General features: G+C 44.6%; 24 protein-coding genes. 12 read left to right on the top strand and 12 right to left on the bottom strand.

Going from position 1 to position 22,835, the window contains the following annotated elements; all coding sequences use genetic code 11:
• Window position 1 precedes the first annotated feature (1 nt).
• The 6 genes from AB4484_RS07955 to rpsB all read right to left on the bottom strand — a co-directional run bounded on the left by AB4484_RS07955 (window position 2) and on the right by rpsB (window position 4,964).
• On the bottom strand, window positions 2-844 hold the full coding sequence (locus AB4484_RS07955; RefSeq protein ID WP_372077412.1) for a phosphatidate cytidylyltransferase: 843 nt from the start codon (window positions 842-844) through the stop codon (window positions 2-4).
• Window positions 845-859: 15 nt separating this feature from the next.
• Entirely contained in the window at window positions 860-1,612 is a 753-nt protein-coding gene (locus tag AB4484_RS07950) for an isoprenyl transferase (protein WP_372077409.1), read from the bottom strand.
• Window positions 1,613-1,710: 98 nt separating this feature from the next.
• Window positions 1,711-2,268: a ribosome recycling factor gene (gene frr, locus AB4484_RS07945; RefSeq protein ID WP_017060741.1), complete on the bottom strand. Its 558-nt coding sequence runs from the start codon at window positions 2,266-2,268 to the stop codon at window positions 1,711-1,713.
• Between the two features lie 98 nt (window positions 2,269-2,366).
• Complete coding sequence (pyrH, locus tag AB4484_RS07940; RefSeq protein WP_017630771.1) at window positions 2,367-3,098, bottom strand: UMP kinase; 732 nt, start codon at window positions 3,096-3,098, stop codon at window positions 2,367-2,369.
• 150 nt (window positions 3,099-3,248) lie between these two features.
• Window positions 3,249-4,094 carry a translation elongation factor Ts gene (tsf, locus tag AB4484_RS07935; protein ID WP_193841530.1) on the bottom strand — a complete coding sequence of 282 codons (846 nt, stop codon included), beginning with the start codon at window positions 4,092-4,094 and terminating at the stop codon, window positions 3,249-3,251.
• 138 nt (window positions 4,095-4,232) lie between these two features.
• The gene (gene rpsB / locus AB4484_RS07930; RefSeq protein WP_032547152.1) at window positions 4,233-4,964 is read right to left on the bottom strand and encodes a 30S ribosomal protein S2; all 732 of its coding nucleotides are present in this window, start codon (window positions 4,962-4,964) and stop codon (window positions 4,233-4,235) included.
• A 457-nt stretch (window positions 4,965-5,421) separates the two neighbouring features.
• Here rpsB and map point away from each other — a divergent pair, with 457 nt between their 5' ends.
• The 3 genes from map (at window position 5,422) to AB4484_RS07915 (ending at window position 9,626) form a co-directional block, all read left to right on the top strand.
• Window positions 5,422-6,300 carry a type I methionyl aminopeptidase gene (gene map, locus AB4484_RS07925; protein WP_048612219.1) on the top strand — a complete coding sequence of 293 codons (879 nt, stop codon included), beginning with the start codon at window positions 5,422-5,424 and terminating at the stop codon, window positions 6,298-6,300.
• Window positions 6,301-6,439: 139 nt separating this feature from the next.
• Complete coding sequence (glnD, locus tag AB4484_RS07920) at window positions 6,440-9,061, top strand: bifunctional uridylyltransferase/uridylyl-removing protein GlnD (RefSeq protein WP_372077406.1); 2,622 nt, start codon at window positions 6,440-6,442, stop codon at window positions 9,059-9,061.
• 181 nt (window positions 9,062-9,242) lie between these two features.
• The gene (locus AB4484_RS07915; protein ID WP_004734354.1) at window positions 9,243-9,626 is read left to right on the top strand and encodes a DUF3461 family protein; all 384 of its coding nucleotides are present in this window, start codon (window positions 9,243-9,245) and stop codon (window positions 9,624-9,626) included.
• Window positions 9,627-9,780: 154 nt separating this feature from the next.
• Here the strand turns inward: AB4484_RS07915 and truC are convergent, their stop codons facing one another.
• Both truC and AB4484_RS07905 read right to left on the bottom strand, forming a co-directional pair.
• A complete protein-coding gene (gene truC, locus AB4484_RS07910) occupies window positions 9,781-10,530 on the bottom strand; it encodes a tRNA pseudouridine(65) synthase TruC (RefSeq protein ID WP_017060745.1) in 750 nt (249 codons plus the stop codon).
• The gene (locus tag AB4484_RS07905; RefSeq protein ID WP_050645787.1) at window positions 10,530-10,844 is read right to left on the bottom strand and encodes a YqcC family protein; all 315 of its coding nucleotides are present in this window, start codon (window positions 10,842-10,844) and stop codon (window positions 10,530-10,532) included. Before AB4484_RS07905 ends, truC begins: the two co-directional genes overlap by 1 nt.
• Window positions 10,845-10,931: 87 nt before the next feature.
• Here AB4484_RS07905 and AB4484_RS07900 point away from each other — a divergent pair, with 87 nt between their 5' ends.
• Together AB4484_RS07900 and AB4484_RS07895 are read left to right on the top strand one after the other, a co-directional pair.
• Window positions 10,932-11,972, top strand: a complete 1,041-nt coding sequence (locus tag AB4484_RS07900; RefSeq protein WP_372077404.1) for a DUF3549 family protein — start codon at window positions 10,932-10,934, stop codon at window positions 11,970-11,972.
• A gap of 84 nt (window positions 11,973-12,056) precedes the next feature.
• Window positions 12,057-12,365 carry a DUF3301 domain-containing protein gene (locus tag AB4484_RS07895; RefSeq protein ID WP_017060748.1) on the top strand — a complete coding sequence of 103 codons (309 nt, stop codon included), beginning with the start codon at window positions 12,057-12,059 and terminating at the stop codon, window positions 12,363-12,365.
• Here the strand turns inward: AB4484_RS07895 and AB4484_RS07890 are convergent.
• Window positions 12,331-12,849, bottom strand: a complete 519-nt coding sequence (locus AB4484_RS07890; RefSeq protein ID WP_048612224.1) for a GNAT family N-acetyltransferase — start codon at window positions 12,847-12,849, stop codon at window positions 12,331-12,333. The genes AB4484_RS07895 and AB4484_RS07890 overlap by 35 nt on opposite strands.
• Window positions 12,850-13,618: 769 nt before the next feature.
• Here AB4484_RS07890 and AB4484_RS07885 point away from each other — a divergent pair.
• From AB4484_RS07885 to AB4484_RS07865, 5 genes are all read left to right on the top strand, one after another.
• Complete coding sequence (locus AB4484_RS07885) at window positions 13,619-13,906, top strand: hypothetical protein (RefSeq protein WP_017110392.1); 288 nt, start codon at window positions 13,619-13,621, stop codon at window positions 13,904-13,906.
• Between the two features lie 54 nt (window positions 13,907-13,960).
• Complete coding sequence (locus tag AB4484_RS07880) at window positions 13,961-14,404, top strand: YaiI/YqxD family protein (protein WP_009847429.1); 444 nt, start codon at window positions 13,961-13,963, stop codon at window positions 14,402-14,404.
• A gap of 118 nt (window positions 14,405-14,522) precedes the next feature.
• On the top strand, window positions 14,523-15,278 hold the full coding sequence (locus AB4484_RS07875; protein WP_372077401.1) for a MipA/OmpV family protein: 756 nt from the start codon (window positions 14,523-14,525) through the stop codon (window positions 15,276-15,278).
• 188 nt (window positions 15,279-15,466) lie between these two features.
• A complete protein-coding gene (locus AB4484_RS07870; protein WP_081090219.1) occupies window positions 15,467-16,630 on the top strand; it encodes a BamA/TamA family outer membrane protein in 1,164 nt (387 codons plus the stop codon).
• A 9-nt stretch (window positions 16,631-16,639) separates the two neighbouring features.
• Window positions 16,640-17,569, top strand: coding sequence for a hypothetical protein (locus AB4484_RS07865; RefSeq protein ID WP_082241876.1), 930 nt, complete (start codon window positions 16,640-16,642; stop codon window positions 17,567-17,569).
• Window positions 17,570-17,698: 129 nt separating this feature from the next.
• Here AB4484_RS07865 and AB4484_RS07860 read toward each other — a convergent pair whose 3' ends face one another.
• The 3 genes from AB4484_RS07860 to AB4484_RS07850 all read right to left on the bottom strand — a co-directional run bounded on the left by AB4484_RS07860 (window position 17,699) and on the right by AB4484_RS07850 (window position 20,060).
• On the bottom strand, window positions 17,699-19,285 hold the full coding sequence (locus AB4484_RS07860) for an AbgT family transporter (protein ID WP_372077398.1): 1,587 nt from the start codon (window positions 19,283-19,285) through the stop codon (window positions 17,699-17,701).
• 387 nt (window positions 19,286-19,672) lie between these two features.
• Complete coding sequence (gene ykgO / locus AB4484_RS07855) at window positions 19,673-19,798, bottom strand: type B 50S ribosomal protein L36 (RefSeq protein ID WP_004734365.1); 126 nt, start codon at window positions 19,796-19,798, stop codon at window positions 19,673-19,675.
• A gap of 1 nt (window position 19,799) precedes the next feature.
• Complete coding sequence (locus AB4484_RS07850) at window positions 19,800-20,060, bottom strand: type B 50S ribosomal protein L31 (protein ID WP_215404363.1); 261 nt, start codon at window positions 20,058-20,060, stop codon at window positions 19,800-19,802.
• A 124-nt stretch (window positions 20,061-20,184) separates the two neighbouring features.
• Between AB4484_RS07850 and tsaA the strand changes: the two genes are divergently transcribed.
• Complete coding sequence (gene tsaA, locus AB4484_RS07845; protein WP_372077396.1) at window positions 20,185-20,880, top strand: tRNA (N6-threonylcarbamoyladenosine(37)-N6)-methyltransferase TrmO; 696 nt, start codon at window positions 20,185-20,187, stop codon at window positions 20,878-20,880.
• Window positions 20,881-20,981: 101 nt separating this feature from the next.
• Window positions 20,982-22,697 (top strand): proline--tRNA ligase, encoded by a 1,716-nt coding sequence (locus tag AB4484_RS07840; protein ID WP_372077394.1) that lies wholly within the window; start codon window positions 20,982-20,984, stop codon window positions 22,695-22,697.
• Window positions 22,698-22,835 lie beyond the last annotated feature (138 nt).

Here is a 22,835-nt window from a genome sequence, read left to right as displayed (position 1 = left end):
ATTAGAATGCTAAATAAAGTAGAGCAAAGACAGGGAATGCAGCCGTTAAGCTATCTATTCTATCTAGTATACCACCATGACCAGGAATCAGATTACTGCTGTCTTTCACCCCAGAAACACGCTTAAACATGCTTTCAACAAGGTCACCTAGAACAGAAATAACAACGGTCACAAGGGTAATAACAATCATGTGAAGTGGGCTTGTGAATTGGATGTCAAACAAGTCAGCAAAGAGCCAAGCCACGATCACCGCAGTAATAATGCCACCAATAAGACCTTCAATCGTCTTATTCGGGCTTACCGCTGGTGCCATTTTACGCTTACCAAAACTCTTTCCTGAAAAATAAGCACCGCTGTCCGCCGCCCAAACAAGCAAGCAAACAAACATTACCAGTTTTGCACCGTGGTAAGGATCAGCATCGATACCGTTAGCACGCAGGATAACCACACTCCAGAAGAATGGCAGCAGAGTCAGCACACCAAAGGCGTGACGAAGAAGAGAAGAGTCTTTCCATGCAGGCATAGACTTAGGATAAGTCACCGCCATGCCACTCGCGATTACCCACCAAATCGAGCCAATCGTTAGAATGGCGTAGTGAGCAGTAGATAAGTTATTAAGGCTAAATGCGTCAAAAGGGATAAAAGCAAAACTTGCAGCACTAACCACAACCGTTGGAATCAACGCTAAATAACGCGATTTGCTTTCAACAAACTGAGTCCACTCCCAAAAACCCAATAGCGAGATTACCGCTAGTGAAAGAATAAATGTAGGAAGTGATAACTCGAAAATACCTAGAATAACTAGGGGAGCTAAAATCAACGCCGTAATAATTCGTTGTTTCAAACCAAAAAATCCTTATTAACTGTCCATCAGAGCTTTAATTTGCTCACCGGTGCATCCAAAACGACGCTCACGGTTAACAAACCAAGTCACAGCTTCTACTAAGCTGTCTTCATTAAAGTCTGGCCAGAATTGTTCAGTGAAATACATTTCGGCGTAAGCCAACTGCCAAAGCATAAAATTACTAATGCGGCATTCGCCACTGGTGCGGATAAGTAGATCGACTTCAGGAATATCTGCCATCGTCAGGTGCTGTGTAATCATAGCTTCATCAATGTCATCTACATTAATATCGCCAGACTTTACCTGTTGAGCAATAGAGGTCATTGCTTGCTGAATATCCCACTTACCGCCGTAGTTAGCTGCAATATTGATAACCATACCCGTATTGGTGCTAGTCAAAGCTTCCGCTTCTTCTATCTTCTTTTGTAGTCGATCATTGAAACGACTTTTATCACCAATAACACGAAGTTGTAGATTATTTTTATGAAGCTGTTTAACTTCACTCGACAGCACTGAAATAAACAGTTCCATCAAGATACCGACTTCTTCTTCAGGACGACGCCAGTTTTCGCTACTAAACGCAAAAAGAGTAACGGCTTTAATGCCAAGTCTGGCTGTAGAAGAGATAGTTTTACGAACGGCTTGAACACCGTTTTTATGGCCAAAGACGCGAGGCTTGCCCTGAGCTTTTGCCCAGCGACCATTACCATCCATAATGATAGCAATGTGTTTAGGAAGAGAGTCTGTGAACGCTTGAGAATTATGCATAAAAGAGTGAATCAAATTCTAATAGTCGAACAGAGTAGCATAAAAAAACGCTGCACCGTGAGTACAGCGTTTTTCCGGAAAGAAAAGAATATGGAAAATTAAACTTCCATCAACTCTTTTTCTTTAACAGCTAGAACTTCGTCTACGTTCTTAACCGCAGCGTCAGTTAGCTTTTGAATTTCGTCTTGTGCTTTACGATCTTCATCTTCAGAGATTTCTTTATCTTTAAGAAGTGCTTTTAGATCGCCATTCGCGTCACGACGGATGTTACGGATAGCAACACGACCACCTTCAGCTTCGCCACGAACGATTTTAACTAGGTCTTTACGACGCTCTTCCGTTAGCGGTGGAAGTGGAACACGGATAACTGTACCCGCAGACATAGGGTTTAGGCCTAGGTCAGATGTCAGGATAGCTTTTTCAACTAGAGGAGTCAGTGTTTTATCAAACACTGTAATAGCTAGTGTACGTGCATCTTCAGCGATAACGTTAGCTACTTGAGTCAAAGGCGTTGGAGCACCGTAGTACTCAACAGTAAGACCAGAAAGTAGGCTCGGGTGCGCACGGCCTGTACGAATCTTTTGCAGGCTGTTTTTTAGTGCATCAACACTTTTTACCATGCGCTCTTGAGCGTCTTTTTTGATTTCGTTAATCACAATTTCACCTTGATTATGTTCTTTCTTCAAGAAAGCTTTTTATTTGGAGTGATAAGGATAAGCTTACCAAGGTACAACACCTCAGTAAGCCCGAAAAATTAGTCAGCGTCGCTGATTAATGTACCTTCAGTTTCACCCATAACCACGCGACGTAGTGCGCCTGGTTTATTCATGTTAAATACACGGATTGGCATTTTGTGATCACGTGCTAGCGTAAATGCAGCCAAGTCCATTACTTTAAGTTCTTTATCAAGAACCGTGTTGTAAGACAACGTATCATACAACTCTGCGTCTGGGTTTGCTACAGGGTCAGAAGTAAATACACCATCTACTTTTGTCGCTTTTAGAACTACGTCAGCTTCGATTTCGATACCACGTAGACATGCAGCAGAATCCGTAGTGAAGAATGGGTTACCCGTACCAGCAGAGAAGATCACAACGCGACCTTGACGTAGTTGGCTGATTGCATCTGCCCAGTTGTAGTCGTCACACACACCTTTAAGAGGGATTGCTGACATTACACGTGCGTTTACGTAAGCACGGTGAAGAGCGTCACGCATTGCAAGGCCGTTCATTACCGTTGCAAGCATACCCATGTGGTCACCAACAACGCGGTTCATACCTGCTTCAGCAAGGCCTGCACCACGGAAAAGGTTACCGCCACCGATAACAACGCCTACTTGAACACCTAGTTCAACCAATTCTTTCACTTCTTGAGCCATACGATCAAGGATCGTCGGGTCAATACCAAAACCTTCTTCGCCTTGTAGTGCTTCACCGCTAAGTTTTAACAGAATACGTTGATACGCCGGTTTAGGGTTCGTAGTCATGGAGTTTACCTTCCAAAGAGTTGATGATTAACAGTCATGGATAAAAACTGAATAGCTCAGTTTGCATTCATAACAGCTAAAAAATAATTCACTATTCATAAAAAGACCGCAGCATTTGCCACGGTCTCTTTTCAAACAATACGCTAAGGATTAACCTTTTTGTACCGCTGCAACTTCGTCAGCAAAGCTCATTTCAGCTGCTTTCTCGATGCCTTCACCAACTTCTAGACGTACGAAGTTAGATACTGAAGCGCCTTTCTCTTTAAGGATAGCGCCAACAGTTTGCTTAGGCTCCATGATGAAAGCTTGACCAGTTAGAGAGATTTCGCCCGTGAATTTCTTCATACGGCCAACAACCATTTTCTCTGCGATTTCAGCTGGTTTGCCTTCGTTCATAGCGATTTCAACTTGAACTGCTTTTTCTTTCTCAACTACGTCTGCAGGTACGTCTTCTGGGTTTAGGAACTCAGGACGTGATGCAGCAACGTGCATTGCAACGTGCTTAAGAGTTTCAGCTTCGCCTTCACCAGCAACAACAACACCGATTTTCTCGCCGTGACGGTAAGAAGCTAGTGCAACACCTTCAACGAATTGTACGCGACGGATGTTGATGTTTTCACCGATTTTAGTTACTAGTGCGATACGCGCTTCTTCAAATTTAGCTTGAAGTTCAGCGATTTCTAGACGTTCTGCTAGAGCAACTTCAGCAACTTCGTTAGCGAATGCAAGGAAACCTGCATCTTTAGCTACGAAATCAGTTTGGCAGTTAACTTCAAGAAGAGCAGCTGCGCCGTTTGCTTCTTTGATGATGATTGCGCCTTCAGCAGCAACGTTACCAGCTTTCTTAGCTGCTTTTGCTGCGCCAGATTTACGCATGTTTTCAATTGCTAGCTCGATGTCGCCTTCAGCAGCAACAAGCGCTTTTTTACATTCCATCATGCCCGCAGCTGTGCGTTCACGAAGTTCTTTAACTAGAGCTGCAGTTACAGTTGCCATTCTCTATTCCTCAGTAAATTCTAAAAAAGATAAAAAACAGGGGCCTAATTAATTGGCCCCTGATATTGACTGTATTCAGTCCGTTAAGCCATCGATTATGACCGCTTAATGTGAACTAAATATGGCTCAGAGCCGCTATTATTCAGCTTCTACAAAACCGTCTTTTTCAGCAGCTACAGCAGCAACATCTTTGTTGCGACCTTCTTTAACCGCGTCTGCAGCAGCGTTTAGGTAAAGCTGTACTGCACGGATTGCATCATCGTTACCTGGGATAACGAAGTCAACGCCGTCTGGGTTAGAGTTAGTATCAACTACAGCGTAAACTGGGATACCTAGGTTGTTTGCTTCTTTAACTGCGATGTGTTCGTGATCAGCATCGATTACGAATAGAGCGTCTGGAAGGCCGCCCATGTTCTTGATACCACCAAGAGATTTCTCTAGCTTCTCCATTTCACGAGTACGCATTAGAGCTTCTTTCTTAGTAAGCTTGTCGAAAGTACCGTCTTGAGCTTGCGCTTCAAGTTCTTTCAGACGCTTGATAGACTGACGAACAGTTTTGTAGTTCGTTAGCATACCGCCTAACCAGCGGTTGTTAACGTAGAACTGGTTGCTGTTGATAGCAGCTTCTTTAACAGCTTCAGATGCAGCGCGCTTAGTACCAACAAAAAGAACTTTACCTTTCTTCTCGCCAACTTTAGCGATTTCAGCTAGAGCTTCGTTGAACATTGGTACAGTTTTTTCTAGGTTGATGATATGTACTTTGTTACGAGCACCAAAGATGAATGGCTTCATTTTTGGGTTCCAGTAACGAGTTTGGTGACCGAAGTGAACACCAGCTTTAAGCATATCGCGCATTGATACAGTTGCCATTTTAAAATCCTCTATGGGGTTAGGCCTCCACATCCCCCATGAATCCGACCCCTAACAACTAACCACTTTTCAGCCGTTATCTGTGTTGTTGAGGCACCCCGGAACATGTGTCGGAATGTGTGTGATTTAAAGAAATAAGTTAGTGGACATAAAGCTTGTTTCGCCAATTGGAGAAAACAGTCCTGATGTCCGGCGCGCTTTATACCATATTTTGTCTATCTATGGCTAGAAAAAATTCTAAAAATGGCGACTGCTATACTGATCCCTATCGGAGAATTTCGCCTATAAATAGTGTCGCTATTCATTCACTTCAGGCTCAATAAATCGATCACGATTCACTCACGTTGAGCAGTATCCACCAGCAATGTATGGACATGGGAATGTTGCGCTAAAATGCTGCACTGATAGAATAGCCCCAATATGCACACTTAGGTGCTACCAAATTAAGAGATATGCAATGGCTGTAAAAATTAAAACTGCTGAAGAAATTGAAAAAATGCGCGTCGCCGGCAAGCTGGCTTCTGAAATTCTAGAGATGATTGAACCTCATATCCAAGTAGGTACAACGACAGAAGAGCTAAACCAAATCTGTCACGAGTACGCTCTAGAAAGAGGCGCATACTCAGCACCACTTGATTACCACGGTTTCCCTAAGTCAATCTGTACGTCTATCAACCACATTGTGTGTCACGGTATTCCAGCATCACAAGATGAGACTGGCAGCACAGGTCAATTCAAACCGGCTGTATTAAAAGATGGCGACATTCTTAACGTTGATATCACGGTAATCATTCCTGATGACGAAAACGCTGATCTAAGCGTTCGTCCACAGGGTTACCACGGTGACACCTCTAAGATGTTCCTTGTGGGTGAGGTTTCTCCAGCAAACAAGCGTCTGTGCATGGTTGCTCAAGAAGCACTTTACGAAGGCATGCGCCAAGTTAAGCCAGGTGTTCAACTTGGTCAAATCGGTACTGCTATCGAGAAGTACATCAAAACAAACAACAAGAACAACCCACGTGCGAAGTTCTCTATTGTTAAAGATTACTGTGGCCACGGCATTGGTTCTGAGTTCCACGAAGATCCACAAGTGGTTCACTACAAGAACAGCGATCGCACCGTACTAAAAGCCGGCATGTGCTTCACTATCGAGCCAATGATCAACGCGGGTAAGTTTGGCTGTCGTCTTGATGACGAAGATAGCTGGACAGTATACACAGCAGACAGCAAGAACTCGGCTCAATGGGAGCACACTCTGGTTGTAACTGATACTGGTTGTGAAGTACTAACACTGCGCAGCGATGATACAATCCCACGTATCATGAAGAACGCTTAGTTCACCGAACTGAACGCATCAGCCTTTTGAAAATATCCTCGCATTGTCGAGGATATTTTTTTATCCGCTCAATTTCGATTTTCCATCAGCTTCTGTTAAATTGTTTACTATTCTCATTTGCTTGCACGGATAGCAGACTATGCCTTATCAATGCCCTCTTACGTTCAATGACGAACAAATTGAAATCTGCGAATTAAAAAATCAGCTCGAGATCTTCACGCAGTATCAAAAAAATGAATTTCTGAACCACCACCCCGTCACCGATTTGGTTCTACTGCGCTCCGAATACATGGATTTACTTCTCAATCGTTTGTGGGAAAATTTCGGATTCAACAAACTGCCTCATATTTCACTTGTCGCAGTGGGTGGTTATGGTCGTGGCGAACTGCATCCTTTGTCTGACATTGATATTCTCATCGTCTCGCAAAAAACATTGCCACCAGCGCTCGGCGAGAAGGTCAGCCAATTCATCACCCTACTCTGGGATCTAAGATTAGAAGTCGGCCACGCTGTGCGCACAATTGCCGAATGTCTTGAAATCGGCATTGATGATTTAACCGTTGCGACCAACCTTCAAGAATCACGATTGTTATGTGGCAGTGAAGACACTTTCCAAGAGCTAAAACTGAAGATTCACTCCGATTCATTTTGGCCAAGTGAAACCTTCTACAAGGCTAAGATTCAAGAACAGAGAGAGCGTCACGCTCGCTACCACGACACCACTTACAACCTAGAGCCGGACATTAAATCGACTCCGGGCGGACTCAGAGACATCCATACCCTGAGCTGGGTTGCACGTCGCCATTTCGGTGCGACCTCTTTGTTAGAGATGAGCAAATACGGCTTTCTAACCGATGCGGAGTATCGTGAATTAGTTGAGTGCCAAGATTTCCTATGGCGAGTTCGTTTTGCACTGCACATTGAACTGCGCCGTTACGACAACCGCCTCACCTTTGCCCATCAAGCTCAAGTCGCTGAACACCTGGGTTATACGGGCGAAGGCAACCGCGGTGTTGAGATGATGATGAAAGAGTTCTACCGAACCCTTCGTCGTGTTGCTGAACTGAATAAGATGCTGCTTAAGCTGTTCGATCAAGCGATCATCAATGGCGGTCAAACCCAAGACGCTGAAATTCTCGACGACGACTTCCAACGCCGAGGTTCGTTGATCGAAGCGCGCAAGCCTGCCCTATTCCAAGCAAGACCAGAAACCATTCTCGATATGTTCATCCATATCGCCAATGACTCGACTATCGAAGGGGTTAGTCCCCCAACATTACGACAACTGCGAACTGCACGCCGTCGATTGAACCGATTCCTGCATACCATTCCTGAAGCTCGTGACAAGTTTATGGATCTAGTTCGCCACCCAAATGCTCTGCACAAGGCCTTTAGCTTAATGCACAAGTTGGGCGTACTCTCGGCGTACTTACCACAATGGAGCCAGATCGTTGGTCAGATGCAGTTTGACCTATTCCATGTTTACACCGTGGATGAACACAGTATCCGCCTGCTCAAGCACATCAACCGCTTTGGTCAAATCGAAAACCACGATAAGCACCCTATCTGCTGTGAAGTGTATCCTCGAGTACAGAAGAAAGAGTTGCTGATTCTTGCCGCTATCTTCCACGACATAGGTAAAGGCCGCGGCGGAGACCACTCTGAGATTGGTGCGGTTGAGGCTTACTCTTTCTGTATTGAACATGGGCTCTCAAAGCCTGAAGCCAAACAAGTGGCGTGGCTAGTTCAAAATCACCTGCTGATGTCAGTAACGGCTCAACGTCGTGATATCTACGACCCAGATGTGATCACCGAATTCGCCAAAAAAGTGCGTGATGAAGAATCACTCGAGCTACTGGTTTGCTTAACCGTTGCCGATATCTGTGCGACGAACCCTGAGCTATGGAACAGTTGGAAACGAACCCTGTTAGCTGAGCTATTCCACTCTACGCAGCGCGCACTGCGCCGCGGATTGGAAAACCCAGTCGATGTCAGAGACCGTATTCGTCACAACCAACAAATGGCATCAGCACTGCTGCGTAAAGAAGGCTTCACCGCTCGTGAGATTGAAGTGTTGTGGCAACGCTTTAAAGCTGATTATTTCTTGCGCCACACACATAAACAAATCGCTTGGCACTGCGAGCACTTACTTCTCCTAGAAGACCCAAGCCAACCACTCGTGCTGATCAGCAAAAAAGCGACGCGTGGTGGCACAGAAGTGTTCGTTTACTGTAAAGACCAAGCAGCACTGTTTGCGACCGTGGTTGCCGAACTCGACAGACGTAACTTTAACGTTCATGACGCCCAAGTCATGGTCAGCAAAGATGGTCATGTTTTGGATACCTTTATCGTACTAGACCAACATGGTGAAGCCATTGATGAAGCAAGACACAAAGCCGTTGCTAAACATCTGACTCATGTATTGGCTGATGGCCGCCCAACTAAGATTAAGACACGCCGCACGCCACGTAACTTGCAGCACTTTAAAGTAAAAACCTTAGTTGAGTTCCTACCAACCAAGAGCAAGAAACGCACCTTGATGGAGTTAAGAGCCCTTGATACGCCGGGGTTATTGGCTCAAGTCGGTGCAACCTTTGCGGAGCTAGACATCAACTTACACGGTGCCAAAATCACCACCATAGGTGAGCGAGCAGAGGATTTGTTTATTCTGACCAGTGAAGCGGGAGGAAGGTTGTCTGAAGAGCAAGAGCAGGCGCTAAGAGAACGATTAACCGAGCACGTTTCTGAACTGGCACCTTAGACAGCGAATTCAGTCTAAAAGCAGGTTTAATAACCAAATAAGTGTGGGCAAAGATAGAGAGCGATCTTGCCCACAACTTACAATCAATTCACAGATATCAACTATCTAGCTCGTCGTTAGGCTGCTACATTGATCAAGTCAATTACATAAAAGTATTACATTCATAACCTAGAGGTCGCTTATGTATCCAAACCTCACTGGCTTAGGTATCCACGAACCTAAACAGATTGAACGTTACTCCCTTCGCCAAGAAGCGCACAAAGATATCCTGAAGATTTACTTTCGTAAGCAGAAAGGTGAACTGTTCGCGAAAAGCGTTAAGTTTAAGTACCCACGACAAGTAAAAAGTGTGCTTGTTAGCGGTGGCAATAATCAATACAAAGAAGTGACAGAGATTAACCGCAACCTCACTCTTGTGATTGATGAGCTCAACAAGATCACCAAACCGACGCCAACGGCTGAGGTGGATGTGAAGCAGAAGATCCTTACCGACTTACGCCATCTAGAGAAAGTGGTATCAAGTAAGATTGCTGAGATCGAAGCCGATCTAGAAAAGCTAAAATGATCCCGCGACTAACTATTACTGTTAACTAACCAACATTAGTTATGCCGTTAATGTTATACAGATACAAAAAGGGCTGATATCACTATCAGCCCTTTGTTTTTTATTCTATTTTCTCTATTCACTTAGACTCGCGATTGCTTAAAACACGCGTGACTTACTTAGACAAGCAAGTTTGAGCATCGATTAAGTTAGTATCCCACTCAAAGGTTTCAAACAACCTTAGCCAAGTTTCATCCAGGTTGGCTTTCATCACCAACTCTTCTTTTGTGAAAGGATGGATAAAGCGAAGCTCAGAAGCGTGCAACAACAAGCGGTGCGAATCTAAATCATCACGGAACAGTCGGTTGTGCTTACCATCACCATGTGAGGTATCACCGACAATCGGATGTCTTAGGTGAGCCATGTGACGACGCAGCTGATGTTTGCGGCCTGTCTTTGGCATCATCTCAACCAAGCAGTAGCGGCTCGTAGGAAAACGCCCTGTTGAATATGGCACTTCTACTTTTGCTAGCGGTTCATAGACTGTTACAGCCTCTTGCGCTTCTTTGTCTTCTTTCGCGAACTTATCTGCGATCTTATCCAGCTCAACCTTAAGTGCATAATCGAGCGTATCGCCCTCTTCTATCCAACCACGGACAATCGCATGATAGGTTTTTTGCATCTCATGATTAGCGAACATTGGCATCACCTGTGAAGCAACCTCACTCGATAAGGCAAATACCAACACACCTGATGTCGGTCTGTCTAAACGGTGTAACGGAAAGACATGCTGACCAATTTGATCACGCAGTGTCTGCATAACAAATTGCGTTTCGTGTTTATCCAACCATGAGCGATGCACTAACATGCCAGCGGGCTTATTCACCGCGACAAAGTACTCATCTTGATAAATGATCTCTAACATTACGCGCATACCTCATCAATGCTCTGAATCGTCACTAGCAGTTCGACTTTGTCTGCCTCATTTTTCCACACTTCACCAAAATAAGGATGGATAGCAAAGCCCTTCGGTAGCGGCATTTTCGCATCCATCATTGCGTTGATCTTAACGATAAAGATCCACTGCAACCACTCTTCTGGCTGTAGAGAATCAATAGCAAAAGGTTCTACGCTCGCCAGAGCTTCATCCGAAGGCGGAAGCGTGCTCCATAGGGAACATTGGCGCATTTGTTGTTCTAATTGTTGAAGTAAAAGAGGTAACTTTGTGGCTGCTGTCATTTTTCACCAAGTTATTTATCTAGTGACCTTGAAATTGGGGCATAGAGTACCATCTATTTAGGAAAGAAAGTTAGGAGCTTTATTACTATGGAAACGATTCACACGCTCACTCAGTTACTAAAGAATAGCGGTTGCCAATACGATATCTACGACCTAGGTCGCCGTATTCAGAAGATCGACAACACCTTATTCTCTGATGTTGAGCAAGGGAAACAGCCGTACCCATTTCCACTTCAGAAACAAGCTCACTTAGCGATTAGTTACTGGAACGAACACAAGCAACCGTGGATCTGGTTCCTAAAATTCAAACTGGACGAAAGAGGCCTATTACATCAAGGTGATATCGGCAATTTCCTTAAGTTTGTTATCGAAGCGATGGGCACACGTTTGAACGGTGAGATCAGCGAAGAGCAACAACAAAAGCTGTCAAACAACCCATATACCTTCAAGCCTTCAGAAGACAAAATGGCCGTGTTCCATAGCCAAGTAAGAGCAGGTTTAGACCTTGCAACGAGCCAATACTACGAACACGCTCAACACTACTTCACAGGCGATCTAGGCTGGGACAACTGGAAAACCGTTGGCCTACAAGGCATCACAGATATGTGTGCTCGTTTAGGCAGCCAACAAAATGGTGTCGCGATTCGCAAAGCATTGAATAAACTGCCATCAGAACCTCTATACGCAACACTAGGGGCGCTTGAGCACACGCAAATTAATGACAAGCTGGCTCAACGCTTACAAGAGATGGCTGAAAATGAGATCAACAGTCAAGAGCCAGATCTGTTCTTACTGTCAGCACTGGTACGTGCCCTTTCTGGCGCAGAACAAACCACAACCAACGCCGTGATTCATCAAGTATTGGCTAGCCCGCGCTTAAGTCACCAAGAAGTGTTAATTGGTTTGGCAGGTCGCAGTTGGCACGCACTGCAAGATCCATCGATTGCTGAGCAGTTCTTGCTGCGTCTCGCACAAACGGGCAACCAAAACCTGTTCAATCAGTTATTTGCAGATTTAGTGATGATTCCAACTCTGAGAATGGTATTTTTACCATTATTGAACTCAAACCCATCACCAGAACTTGCCAATGCACTTGTTGAATTACAACAAGCGGCTAAGTCGCAATAGATACCAGACATAACAGCTCAGTAGCTCTTAACAAAAAGCTCAAATCACGAACGGAATAGAGAGATAAAAGGAAGTATGGATTAAATGATAGATAACTTATTGGCTATTTTGATGCTGTGCTTCTTTTGCTTTCTGTTTTGGCAGCAGCGCAGGCAATCTGAGCTTGCGAAAGCTGCCATTGCAAGAAAATGTAAAGAGCTCGACTTACAGCTATTAAGTGTTGCCTTTAGTGGTCATAAACTTAAGATGCGCCATGAGCTCACCACCATTTGGCGCTGGCACACTGTGTATCAATTTGAGTTTTCAGCGTTGGGTGATGACCTATACCAAGGGAAACTGACCATGGTAGGCTTCCGTTCTATGCGGTTTGAGCTACAGCCTCATAGAATGTAACGTCGCAATACTCGGTATAACGATATTCATGATAAGGGCCAAACTGATCTTGTTTGGTCTCTTTAAATGCAAAGCCTAATTTTTCTAATAGCTTAATCGATGGGTTGTGGCCGACATTCACAGTCGCAACAACATTCGTTAGACGCTCTTCAAAACGCACTAAACTAAAGAAAGGCTTAAGTACCTCACTAGCAAAACCTTGATTCCAGTATTCTTTATCCAAAATAAAGCCAAGTTCATGCTTCCCCTTTTCCGATGAAACAAAGACATGTCCAAGATATTCACGGGTTTGGTTGTGGATGATCGCGCGGCAAAAGCCTACGTTATCTTGCAGTATTTCTTGAAAAAGATGCTTCGCAGAGGCGACAGAGTGAGGCCCATTCATTTCAGCACGATTAATGGGGCAGCAATTTAACTTGATAAAGTCGAGTTCTAGCTGTTCAGTATAAGGTACCAACAGCGTTCTTGAGGTTGCTATCGTCATAAAACACTCCTTGTGTTGACCATTAGCAGAAAAGCAGATGTTGCACTCTTAGATGAAAAAGCTCTCGATTAAAAAGAGCCTCCTAGATAGAGAAAAGCCTCAGGAAAAGAAAAGCCCCGACACCGAAGTGTCAGGGCTAGGGTCTTACTCGCAGCAGTCCGGCTACTAATTAATGCTCCATGCATCATCCATAATAGTGGCTGTAATCCTTCAGCTCTTTCCTTTACTTCGCCGTCCTAGCGGTGTCCAATCATCCTGAAAGCTAACAATCCTAGTTAGCGCACATCACTTGTTCCGTGAGCGGTGTCCTTTACATCGTCCTGATGCTAATCCAACCCTTTAATCCTAAAGGTGTCCATTGTCATTCCGTTGCAGCTAACTTCCTGTTAACTGACTGTATCCCTACAATGTCCTTACGCTCCATGCTTGATCACTCAATCCTAAGTAACCAAATCTTCATCCTGAAGATAACCAAATCCTTGGTGCTTTCCTGTTCCGTGTCAGAATCCTTCCGACAAGGTTTAATTTACGCGATTTAGGATTTCGGACAATAGATTTGCATCACATTTTGAATTCAAGAAAGTTGTTAATTATATAAAACAAATAAAATTCAACACCTTAACTATATGCACATCAATCTCTCTAGCGATGTATTCGTGTTATCTCACAGCCTTTGTAAGAGATCTCTCACAAGCCATGGGCGGTTTTATGATTCGCTATCATTCACCAGAGCGAGTAAAATGACTGAAGACTAAAAATGGAGGTCAACATGCTGACAAAAGATGTTTCTGAAGAGTTGAAATCAGTGCTTGAAGGACTGCAAGCGCAAGGGAAAGAGCCGACAGTTGCTTTAGTTAAGGCTCGTATGAGCACATCCGTTCCGATGCCCGCTTTAATCACGACTATCAAGAGCTGGAAAAGCGCAAATCGCGTTCCTAAAGTTGAAGTCGCGACACAAGAAGAGCCGGCACTTGATCGTGTTAGCCAACTGGAAAAGCAAATCCTTGAACTCACTGCTCGCGTTGCCACACTTGAAGCCAAGTTGACTGAACAATAAGTTAACTGAACAATAAGTTGACCGATAAATAAGCTAACAGAGAAATAGAACACTATGAAGATATGGGTTGATGCGGACGCTTGTCCAAAGGTTATCCGAGAAACAATCGTACGCGCAGCTGAGCGCACAGGGGTTGAATGTACCTTTGTGGCAAACCATCTGGTTCCTGTTCCTAAACGTAATAACATTCACTCAATTCAAGTGCCAAGCGGATTTGATATTGCTGATGATGAAATCGTAAAACGCACTGAACCTGGCGATCTTGTGATTACATCCGATATCCCCCTGGCTGACGAAGTGATCACCAAAGGTGGGCAAGCCCTCAGCTCTCGTGGTGAGCTTTACACCAAAGAGACCATCAAAGCGCGTCTGAACATTCGTGACTTTATGGATACTATGCGCTCAAGTGGCATCCAAACGGGTGGACCAAGTGCCCTTTCTCAAACCGACCGTCGTGAGTTTGCCAACCACCTCGATCGCCTGCTAGCCAAACGCTAACCACAGCCTTCCGAATGACGACACCTTTGATCGTCGTTTCTTAATAGCTGTAGTCCCGATGAAATTTTAATCGACATACTCCGTTCTTGATATTTATTACAATAACGGAGTATTGATTATGGTTCGTCGAATCGCCCTCTCGCTATCCATTCTTTTTTGCAACACCCAAGTTTCTTTTGCCGATGAAAACTTTGCTGGTGAAGACCTTGCTAATAAAGAGTTCGGAATCATCGGAGGCAGCATCACCTACGGTGAAAGTGTTTTCTCCACTAAAAGTGCCCCTCAATTTGGCGCGACACCCAACCTATTCTACTCAGGCCCAAAAGGCTTTATTGATGGCAGCTTAGCCAATTGGCAACTGCTCCCTTACGTAGGACTATCTGGAAATTGGCGTTTTGCTGAGGTGTCAGACACTTTTGTCGACCTACCTAATGGCATTCAAGACAGAGATGGTAATGGAGAGCTGGGGATAACATTAGGTACGGTAGGCGCACGACTTACCTACTTACACGATGTGACTTCAGAACATAGCGGCTACGAAGTTCAGCTTCACTTAGGCAGAACATTAGAAACCTGGACGCAGCCATTCACCATTACGCCCTACCTAGAGATCGATTATCGTGACAAGAAACTGTCCAGTCACCTTTATGGTATTTCTAACACCGAAGCTTCTGCCTCAGGGTTAAACCAGTTTGATGCGGAGTCGACGTTTGTTTATCAAGCGGGGTTGATCGGGCTTTATGAGTTCACGCCAACTTGGATTGGTATCGCTCGATCAGACTTAATTCATCACGACAGCGACAGCGCTTTGATACAACGAGACGTGGGCTGGTCATTCGAGCTAGGCGTCACCTATCGGTTTGCGGGATTATGAGTTTATTCGTCCAAATAAACGAGCCAACCTATTTTACATGCACCATTTTGAAATCGGTCAAGATGGTGCTCCAAGCCTTATCCCAACAACGATATACACTTAACACATATCAGATATTGAAACGGATCATTACCTCCTCGTAGCGCAGACATGGATACTCCCTCTTTTAGTGAACACATGAGTGCACCATGCTACGTAAAACAACGACTATTTTTGGCTCGTTGCAATGGATCTGCTCCCTGCTCCTTGGATTCTCTTCTACTTCTTTAGCACAAGAAGATACCGTTCTCCCCTCAACACCAGACAACAAAGATAGCGGATTATTTTCACTGCTTGGGGGCCCGGCTTACATGCCAGAAACGGGCTTTATGCTTGCCATCGGTGGATTGTACTCATTTAACACAACACCTGAACAACCGAGTAAAACTCAACGATCTTCCATCACATTAGTCGGTATCGCCAATGAAATGGATAGCGGCGTCGGTTTTGGTGTTCGCTCTAAACAAAAAATATTTTCTCCACAGAATAAACTTCGCTACTTCGGCCAATTGTCGATGGGTAAACAAAGCTTGTACTATTTCGGTACTGGTTATCAGTCAGGGGCCAATAACGGTAAAGATGAAGAGAACTTAGTCGACTATGACTTCGTCACCTACAACGCTGATCTCGGAATGCACTTGGGTAACAACATTTACCTAGGGCCAATACTTCGCCTGCAGTACAAAAAGGCGATTGAAGAATCTATTTCATCAAACGTCGCTCAAGATACCGATTTTATCTACGGTCAAGATAACCCCTTCACGCTAGGGGTAGGTGTAGCCTTACAATGGGATACCCGCGACATCGCAGTAAATGCTCGTCAAGGTCAGTTTCTGAGCCTTGAATATGCGAGCTACCAAGACAACTTTGGCAGTGACTCCAATTTTGAAAAAGCTGAAGCCGATTACCGTCTGTACTGGACACCAATCAAAGGCTCCACCTTGGCTTTCCTCAATACTGCAAATTTCAGCGCAGGCGACGTTCCCTATTACGAACTGCCAACCTTTGGCGGCCAAGATTCCATGCGTGGCATCTATTACGGACGCTACCGTGATATGCACAGCGTCGAGCACACCATGGAGTATCGCCAGTCATTTATGAGCAATGGTGATTACACCAAACACGGCTTTACGATGTGGGCCGGTCTCGCAACAACGGCTGAAAACATCAATGACCTGTATCAGGATAAAATTTACAGCTATGGCGTTGGCTATCGTTATGAACTCCAACCTCGTATGAACGTTCGTGTCGACCTCGGCTTTGGCTCCAATGATGCACAAGGCCTTTATCTGTCGATCAACGAAGCGTTTTAAGAGGTCACCATGACAAAGTTAATAACGTTAAGTGCGGTTGTCGCATTGGCTATCGGCGCGACATCAAGTTGGGCAGAAGAAAGTGCACGAGTCGATTTTCCTGATGCCGAAACACAGCAGAAGCTCAATAAGAAGTGGGAACACGCTTTACCTTTTCATGCCCAAAAGGCCATTGATCTCGGTTATGCCCTGCCTCTACCGTTTTCTCTTTCATTCATCGGTAACGCTTCTGCACAAAATATCGAAATGTATGACTTAGGCGTGCAAGTTGGCGACGTAGATTTAGGAGACAGATACGACCTTTCGCAGGTGTCATTTGGCGATCCTGAAATCGAGAGCAAAAGCATGCAGCTGCGCGCTGCGGCTTGGGTGTTTCCCTTCCTACAAATGGGCGTACATGTTGGGCGTTTCTCGGGTGGTACTCAATTAACAGCCGAAATACCGACCTCACTCTTTAAAGCTTGCGATAATCACCCAAGGTTGCCCACTTGCGCTAAAGAATCCGTCAGTACCCCAGAGTTTTACCCGGATGTGGAAGGCACAAACTGGGGATTTTCGATGAATATTGTCGGTCAGGTTGGGGATTTCACTTATGTACTTCCGGCCAGTATGACGCACTCTCGCACCGACGATGAGCGTACCAATACCAAAACCATGTTGTTCAGCCCTCGAGTTGGCCAACTTATTCAAACTGAAAACTGGGGTAACATTTTCCCCTATGTGGGTGCCGCTTACATGCACAGTGAAGGGTTAACGCAAGAAAACAACGCATTAGGTGTAGACGGGTTGTCGTATCAATTATCTCAGCAAAGCGCAGAAGACTACTCTGCGATAATCGGAGCAAATTGGAATATCACAAAAACTTACGGAGCAAACCTTGAGTTCATCGGCGGCCCGGGCAGAAAAATCGTCAATGTCATCATGACTTACTCCTACTAGTTCCCGTTGGCATAACGAAAAAAAACCTGCGATAAACGCAGGTTTTTTTGTTCTCTATAAGTAGAGCTATCTGTAAGCAAGAATTGTCTTTAGGAACAAGTCATCTACAGACAAATCTAAACCTTAAGACTAAGGCGTGTAGTACGTTGCAGCACCTGGGCCTACTGGTAGACCAAATACGAATACCCAAACGTAGAACATTAAGCTCCAACCAACCAAGAATACGATTGAGTATGGAAGCATAGTTGCAATCAGAGTACCGATACCTAGGTTCTTCATGTAACGCGTCGCTACAGCAAGGATAAGACCAAAGTAGCTCATCATTGGCGTAATGATGTTGGTTGTTGAATCACCGATACGGTAAGCCGCTTGAATCGTTTCAGGCGCGTAACCTACTAGCATTAGCATTGGAACGAAGATTGGCGCTGTTACTGCCCACTGAGCAGAAGCTGAACCGATCATCAGGTTAATGAAGCCACACATTAGGATGAATGCGAAGAACAACATTGGACCCGTTAGGCCGATATCTTGTAGGAAAGTAGCACCTGCAACTGCGAATACTTGACCGAAGTTAGTCCACTTGAAGAAAGCAACAAACTGAGCAGCGAAGAACACAAGTACGATGTACATGCCCATTGAAGACATAGACTTAGACATTGCATTGATTACATCACGGTCTGTTTTCATTGTGCCGGTAACTTTACCGTAAACAAAACCAGGAACTGCGAAGAATACGAAGATGAACGCTACGATACTTTTCAGGAATGGAGAACCTGAAACCGTACCTGCTGCTGAACGCAGAACACCATCAGCTGGAACAATCGTCCAAGCAAGAAGCGCTGAAACCGCTAGCACTGCGATACCCGCAAGCTTAAGGCCTTTCTTCTCAACGTCTGTTAGCTTGCCCATTGAATCATTTGATAAATCTTCAGACGCTTCTTCGTCGTTGTATTTACCCAGTTTTGGTTCAACAATCTTCTCAGTTACAAATGCACCTGTAATCGCGATGAAGAAAGTAGAAACAAACATGAAGTACCAGTTTGATTCAGGACCAACGTTGTAAGTCGGGTCAATCATTTGTGCTGCTGTTGTTGTAATACCAGAAAGCAGCGGGTCAACCGTACCGATTAGAAGGTTTGCAGAGTAACCACCAGATACACCAGCAAATGCTGCCGCTAGACCTGCTAATGGGTGACGACCCAAAGAGTGGAAAAGCATTGCTGCAAGCGGGATAAGTACTACATAACCAAGCTCTGAAGCCGTGTTAGAGATAATACCGGCAAAAACTACGGTTACCGTAACCATGCGCTTAGATGCGCCCATTACCATGCCACGCATCGCCGCAGATAATAGACCTGAGTGCTCAGCAATCGCTACACCTAGCATTGCAACAAGCACGGTACCTAATGGCGCAAAGCCAACAAAGTTTGTCACTAGATTAGTAACAATGAGCTGTAAGCCTTCAGCATTAAGTAAGCTTACAACGTAGATCATACCGTCAGCAGCACGACCTGGAGCACCTTCTGGACGAGGGTCCATAACAGACACATCAAAATATCCTGCGATACCTGAAGTAACTAGAATAGCGACACAGAAGATTGCGAAAAGAGTGATCGGGTGGGGTAATAGGTTCCCCAAATATTCAACACCATCGAGAAAACGGGTAAAAATAGGTTTCTTTGGCGAGTTGTTTTTTATTGAAGCTGATGAACTCATCAGTTCCCTCCTTGTAGTGATTCCTATGCAATTGTGACAAAAATGTTCAAATTGCCAGCGAAGGGTACGCGACAAAATTATCAATTAGAAATTCAAAATGTTACAAAATGTGTAACAAACGACTATTTTTAACTCTATTTGAACAATTAATTAGCAAATAAATCTATATTAAATACAAAATCTAGATTTATAATTCACAATTACACATTCACTACAAATATAACTGATAGTATAACCCATTGATTCACTTGAAAATAAAACACACCATACGTTAAGTTAATACACAATATCCTGTCAGGTTCTTCTCGAGGGAAAAGAAAAACAGAGAAATGAATAAAGTTTGACTTTCCCCTCGTTTTTACACTCACGTCACATCAATTTGACTGACTATTTCTGAACCGCTTTGAATCTCGGATTGGTTTTGCAGATAACATAATGACGACCTCTGCGCTTTACTATCTGGCAATCAGGATGGCGGCTTTTCGCGCTTTTAAGTGATTTCACAACTTTCATTCTATTTCGCTCCCTTACCTAATTGACCAAAACGACGAGTGAAGTTCGCAACGCGTCCCTCTTTATGTAGCACTCGTTGTTTACCCGTATAGAAAGGATGCGACTTTGACGACACCTCAATCGTGAAGTAAGGATAAGTATTGCCGTCTTCCCATTCGATAGTACGGTCTGTTTTTAGCGTTGAGCCGATTAAGAAGTACTCATCGATACTGGTGTCATGAAAAACCACGGGACGGTAATCTGGATGGATATTCGGTTTCATTGTATTTCCCTTAAATAACTAAATTGATATGTTATAACATTACAAATGTTAATCATTATCAAAAGAAAAACAAGTGATTTTATGATATTTTCCCGTCTTAATCGTAATCAGAGAACACCCAACTATGTACACAATTGAACCTGTTGGCTTTATTGAGTCTCCTTATAAAGAGAAGTTCGCTGTGCCAAGGCAGCCCAGGTTGGTACCCACATCCACCTCAAGAGTCAGGTTGGTTGATGCAGCAAACTGCCTTGAGTCTGTTCGTGATATCGAGCAATTTAGCCATGTTTGGTTACTATTTCTGTTCGACAAGAACCTTGAAGCAGGCTGGAAACCAACTGTGAGGCCACCTCGCCTTGGCGGGAATGAACGTATTGGTGTATTCGCGTCACGTGCCACATTCAGACCAAATGGAATTGGCATGTCTGCGGTTGAACTAAAAGGTGTGTATCAAGAGAAAGGACAGACTTGGTTGGATCTCGGCAGCGTCGACTTAGTAGACGGCACACCGATCATCGACATCAAGCCTTATATCCCCTATTCAGATTCAATTCCGGATGCATTGGGAGGGTTCGCCGCCGATGAACCAGAAGTGCTCGACGTTAACTTTTCGCAGCAAGCGCAAAGTAAGCTCGCAAGCCATCCACAAGCGCGCCATATCATTCAGGTGATCAAAGAAGTATTAGGCCAAGATCCTCGCCCTGCCTATAAGAAAGGTAAGCCTGACAACAAGGAATATGCGGTAAATTTGTTCGATCTTAACGTGAAATTCGTGGTTGAAACGCTTTTCATCAATGTAACTGACATTGAACGCTTTTGAGATCCCAAATAGGCTGATATTATATGCGGCTATATCAGATTTGCTGTGGTCACGAACGACAGCAAGTTTTCTTTTATCAATGATGAAACGGATACCATAGAATGCGTACCAGTAACTACCTTCTTTCTACTTTGAAAGAGACTCCAAACGACGCAGAAGTTATCAGCCACCAGCTGATGCTACGTGCAGGTATGATCCGTAAGCTAGCTTCAGGTTTATATACTTGGCTACCTACTGGTCTACGTGTACTGCGTAAAGTCGAAAATATCGTTCGCCAAGAGATCGATAATGCAGGTGCCGTTGAAATCTTGATGCCCGTAGTTCAACCGTTTGAGCTTTGGGAAGAGACTGGCCGTTCTGAAAAGATGGGTCCTGAGCTACTTCGTTTCACAGACCGTCACTCTCGTCCATTTGTTCTTAGCCCAACAGCAGAAGAAGTGGTAACGAGCCTAGTACGTAACGAGATCAGCTCTTACAAACAGCTACCTCTAAACCTGTACCAAATCCAGACTAAATTCCGTGATGAGCGCCGCCCTCGTTTTGGTGTAATGCGTGCACGTGAATTCTCTATGATGGATGCGTACAGCTTTGATATCGATAAAGAAGGCTTAGAAAAGTCTTACCAAGCGATGCACGATGCTTACTGTAAAGCATTCGACCGCATGGGCCTTGAGTACCGTCCAGTATTGGCAGACTCTGGCGCAATCGGCGGCAGCGGCTCTCAAGAATTCCACGTTCTTGCTGAAAGCGGCGAAGACCTAATCGCATTCTCTTCTGAATCTGATTACGCAGCGAACATCGAGAAAGCAGAAGCACTAGCTCCAACGACTGAAGCGGCAGCGCCAACTCAAGAGATGGAACTGGTTGATACGCCAAACGCAAAAACAATCGCAGAACTTGTAGAGCAACACGGTCTAGCAATCGAGAAGACTGTTAAGACTCTATTCGTTAAAGCTTCTGATGAAGTAGACGCTGATATCATCGCGCTAATCATCCGTGGTGACCACGAACTGAACGAAGTGAAAGCAGAAAACCTTCCACAGGTTGCTTCTCCGCTAGAGATGGCTTCTGAAGAAGAAATCCGTGCACTTGTTGGTGCTGGTCCTGGTTCACTTGGCCCTGTTGGCCTAGAGCTACCATTCATCGTTGACCGCTCTGTTGCTGTAATGAGTGACTTCGGCGCTGGTGCAAACGTAGATGGTAAGCACTACTTCGGCATCAACTGGGGTCGTGACGTTGAGCTTGCTCAAGTTGAAGATCTACGTAACGTTGTTGAAGGCGACCTTAGCCCATGTGGTCAAGGTACTATTCAGCTTAAGCGTGGTATCGAAGTTGGTCACATCTTCCAACTAGGTAATACTTACTCTAAAGCAATGAACTGTAACGTGCTTGGTCCTGATGGTAAGAGCGTAATCCTAGAAATGGGTTGTTACGGTATCGGTGTTTCACGTGTTGTTGCATCTGCTATCGAGCAAAACCATGATAAATTTGGTATCACTTGGCCAGACGCACTAGCACCATTCCAAGTTGCTATCGTACCAATGAACATGCACAAATCTGAGCGTGTTAAAGAAGCAGCTGAGAAGCTATACGCTGAATTAACGGCTATGGGTATCGAAGTTTTATTCGATGACCGTAAAGAGCGCCCAGGTGTTATGTTTAAAGATATCGAACTAGTGGGTATCCCTCACACTATCGTTATCGGTGATCGCAGCATGGACGAAGGCAACTTCGAATACAAAAACCGCCGCACTGGTGATAAAGAAGCTATCGCAATGGACACGGTTATCGAGCACCTTAACGCTCAACTAGCTTAGTAATCCGATTGCTGACTAGATAAACATTGAAAGGCTGCCATCAGGTGGCCTTTTTTGTGCCTGTCGTTTCCCTTCAAACTCCCTTCTATTTATCCCTAGAGTAAATAACGTAAGTTAATCCCCTGTTCATCTTCAAAT

The sequence above is a fragment of the Vibrio sp. 10N.261.46.A3 genome (genome assembly GCF_041472995.1).
Taxonomy (GTDB): domain Bacteria; phylum Pseudomonadota; class Gammaproteobacteria; order Enterobacterales; family Vibrionaceae; genus Vibrio; species Vibrio coralliirubri.
Note: the sequence above shows the minus strand (reverse complement) of the source record. Positions and strands in the feature narration are given on the sequence as shown.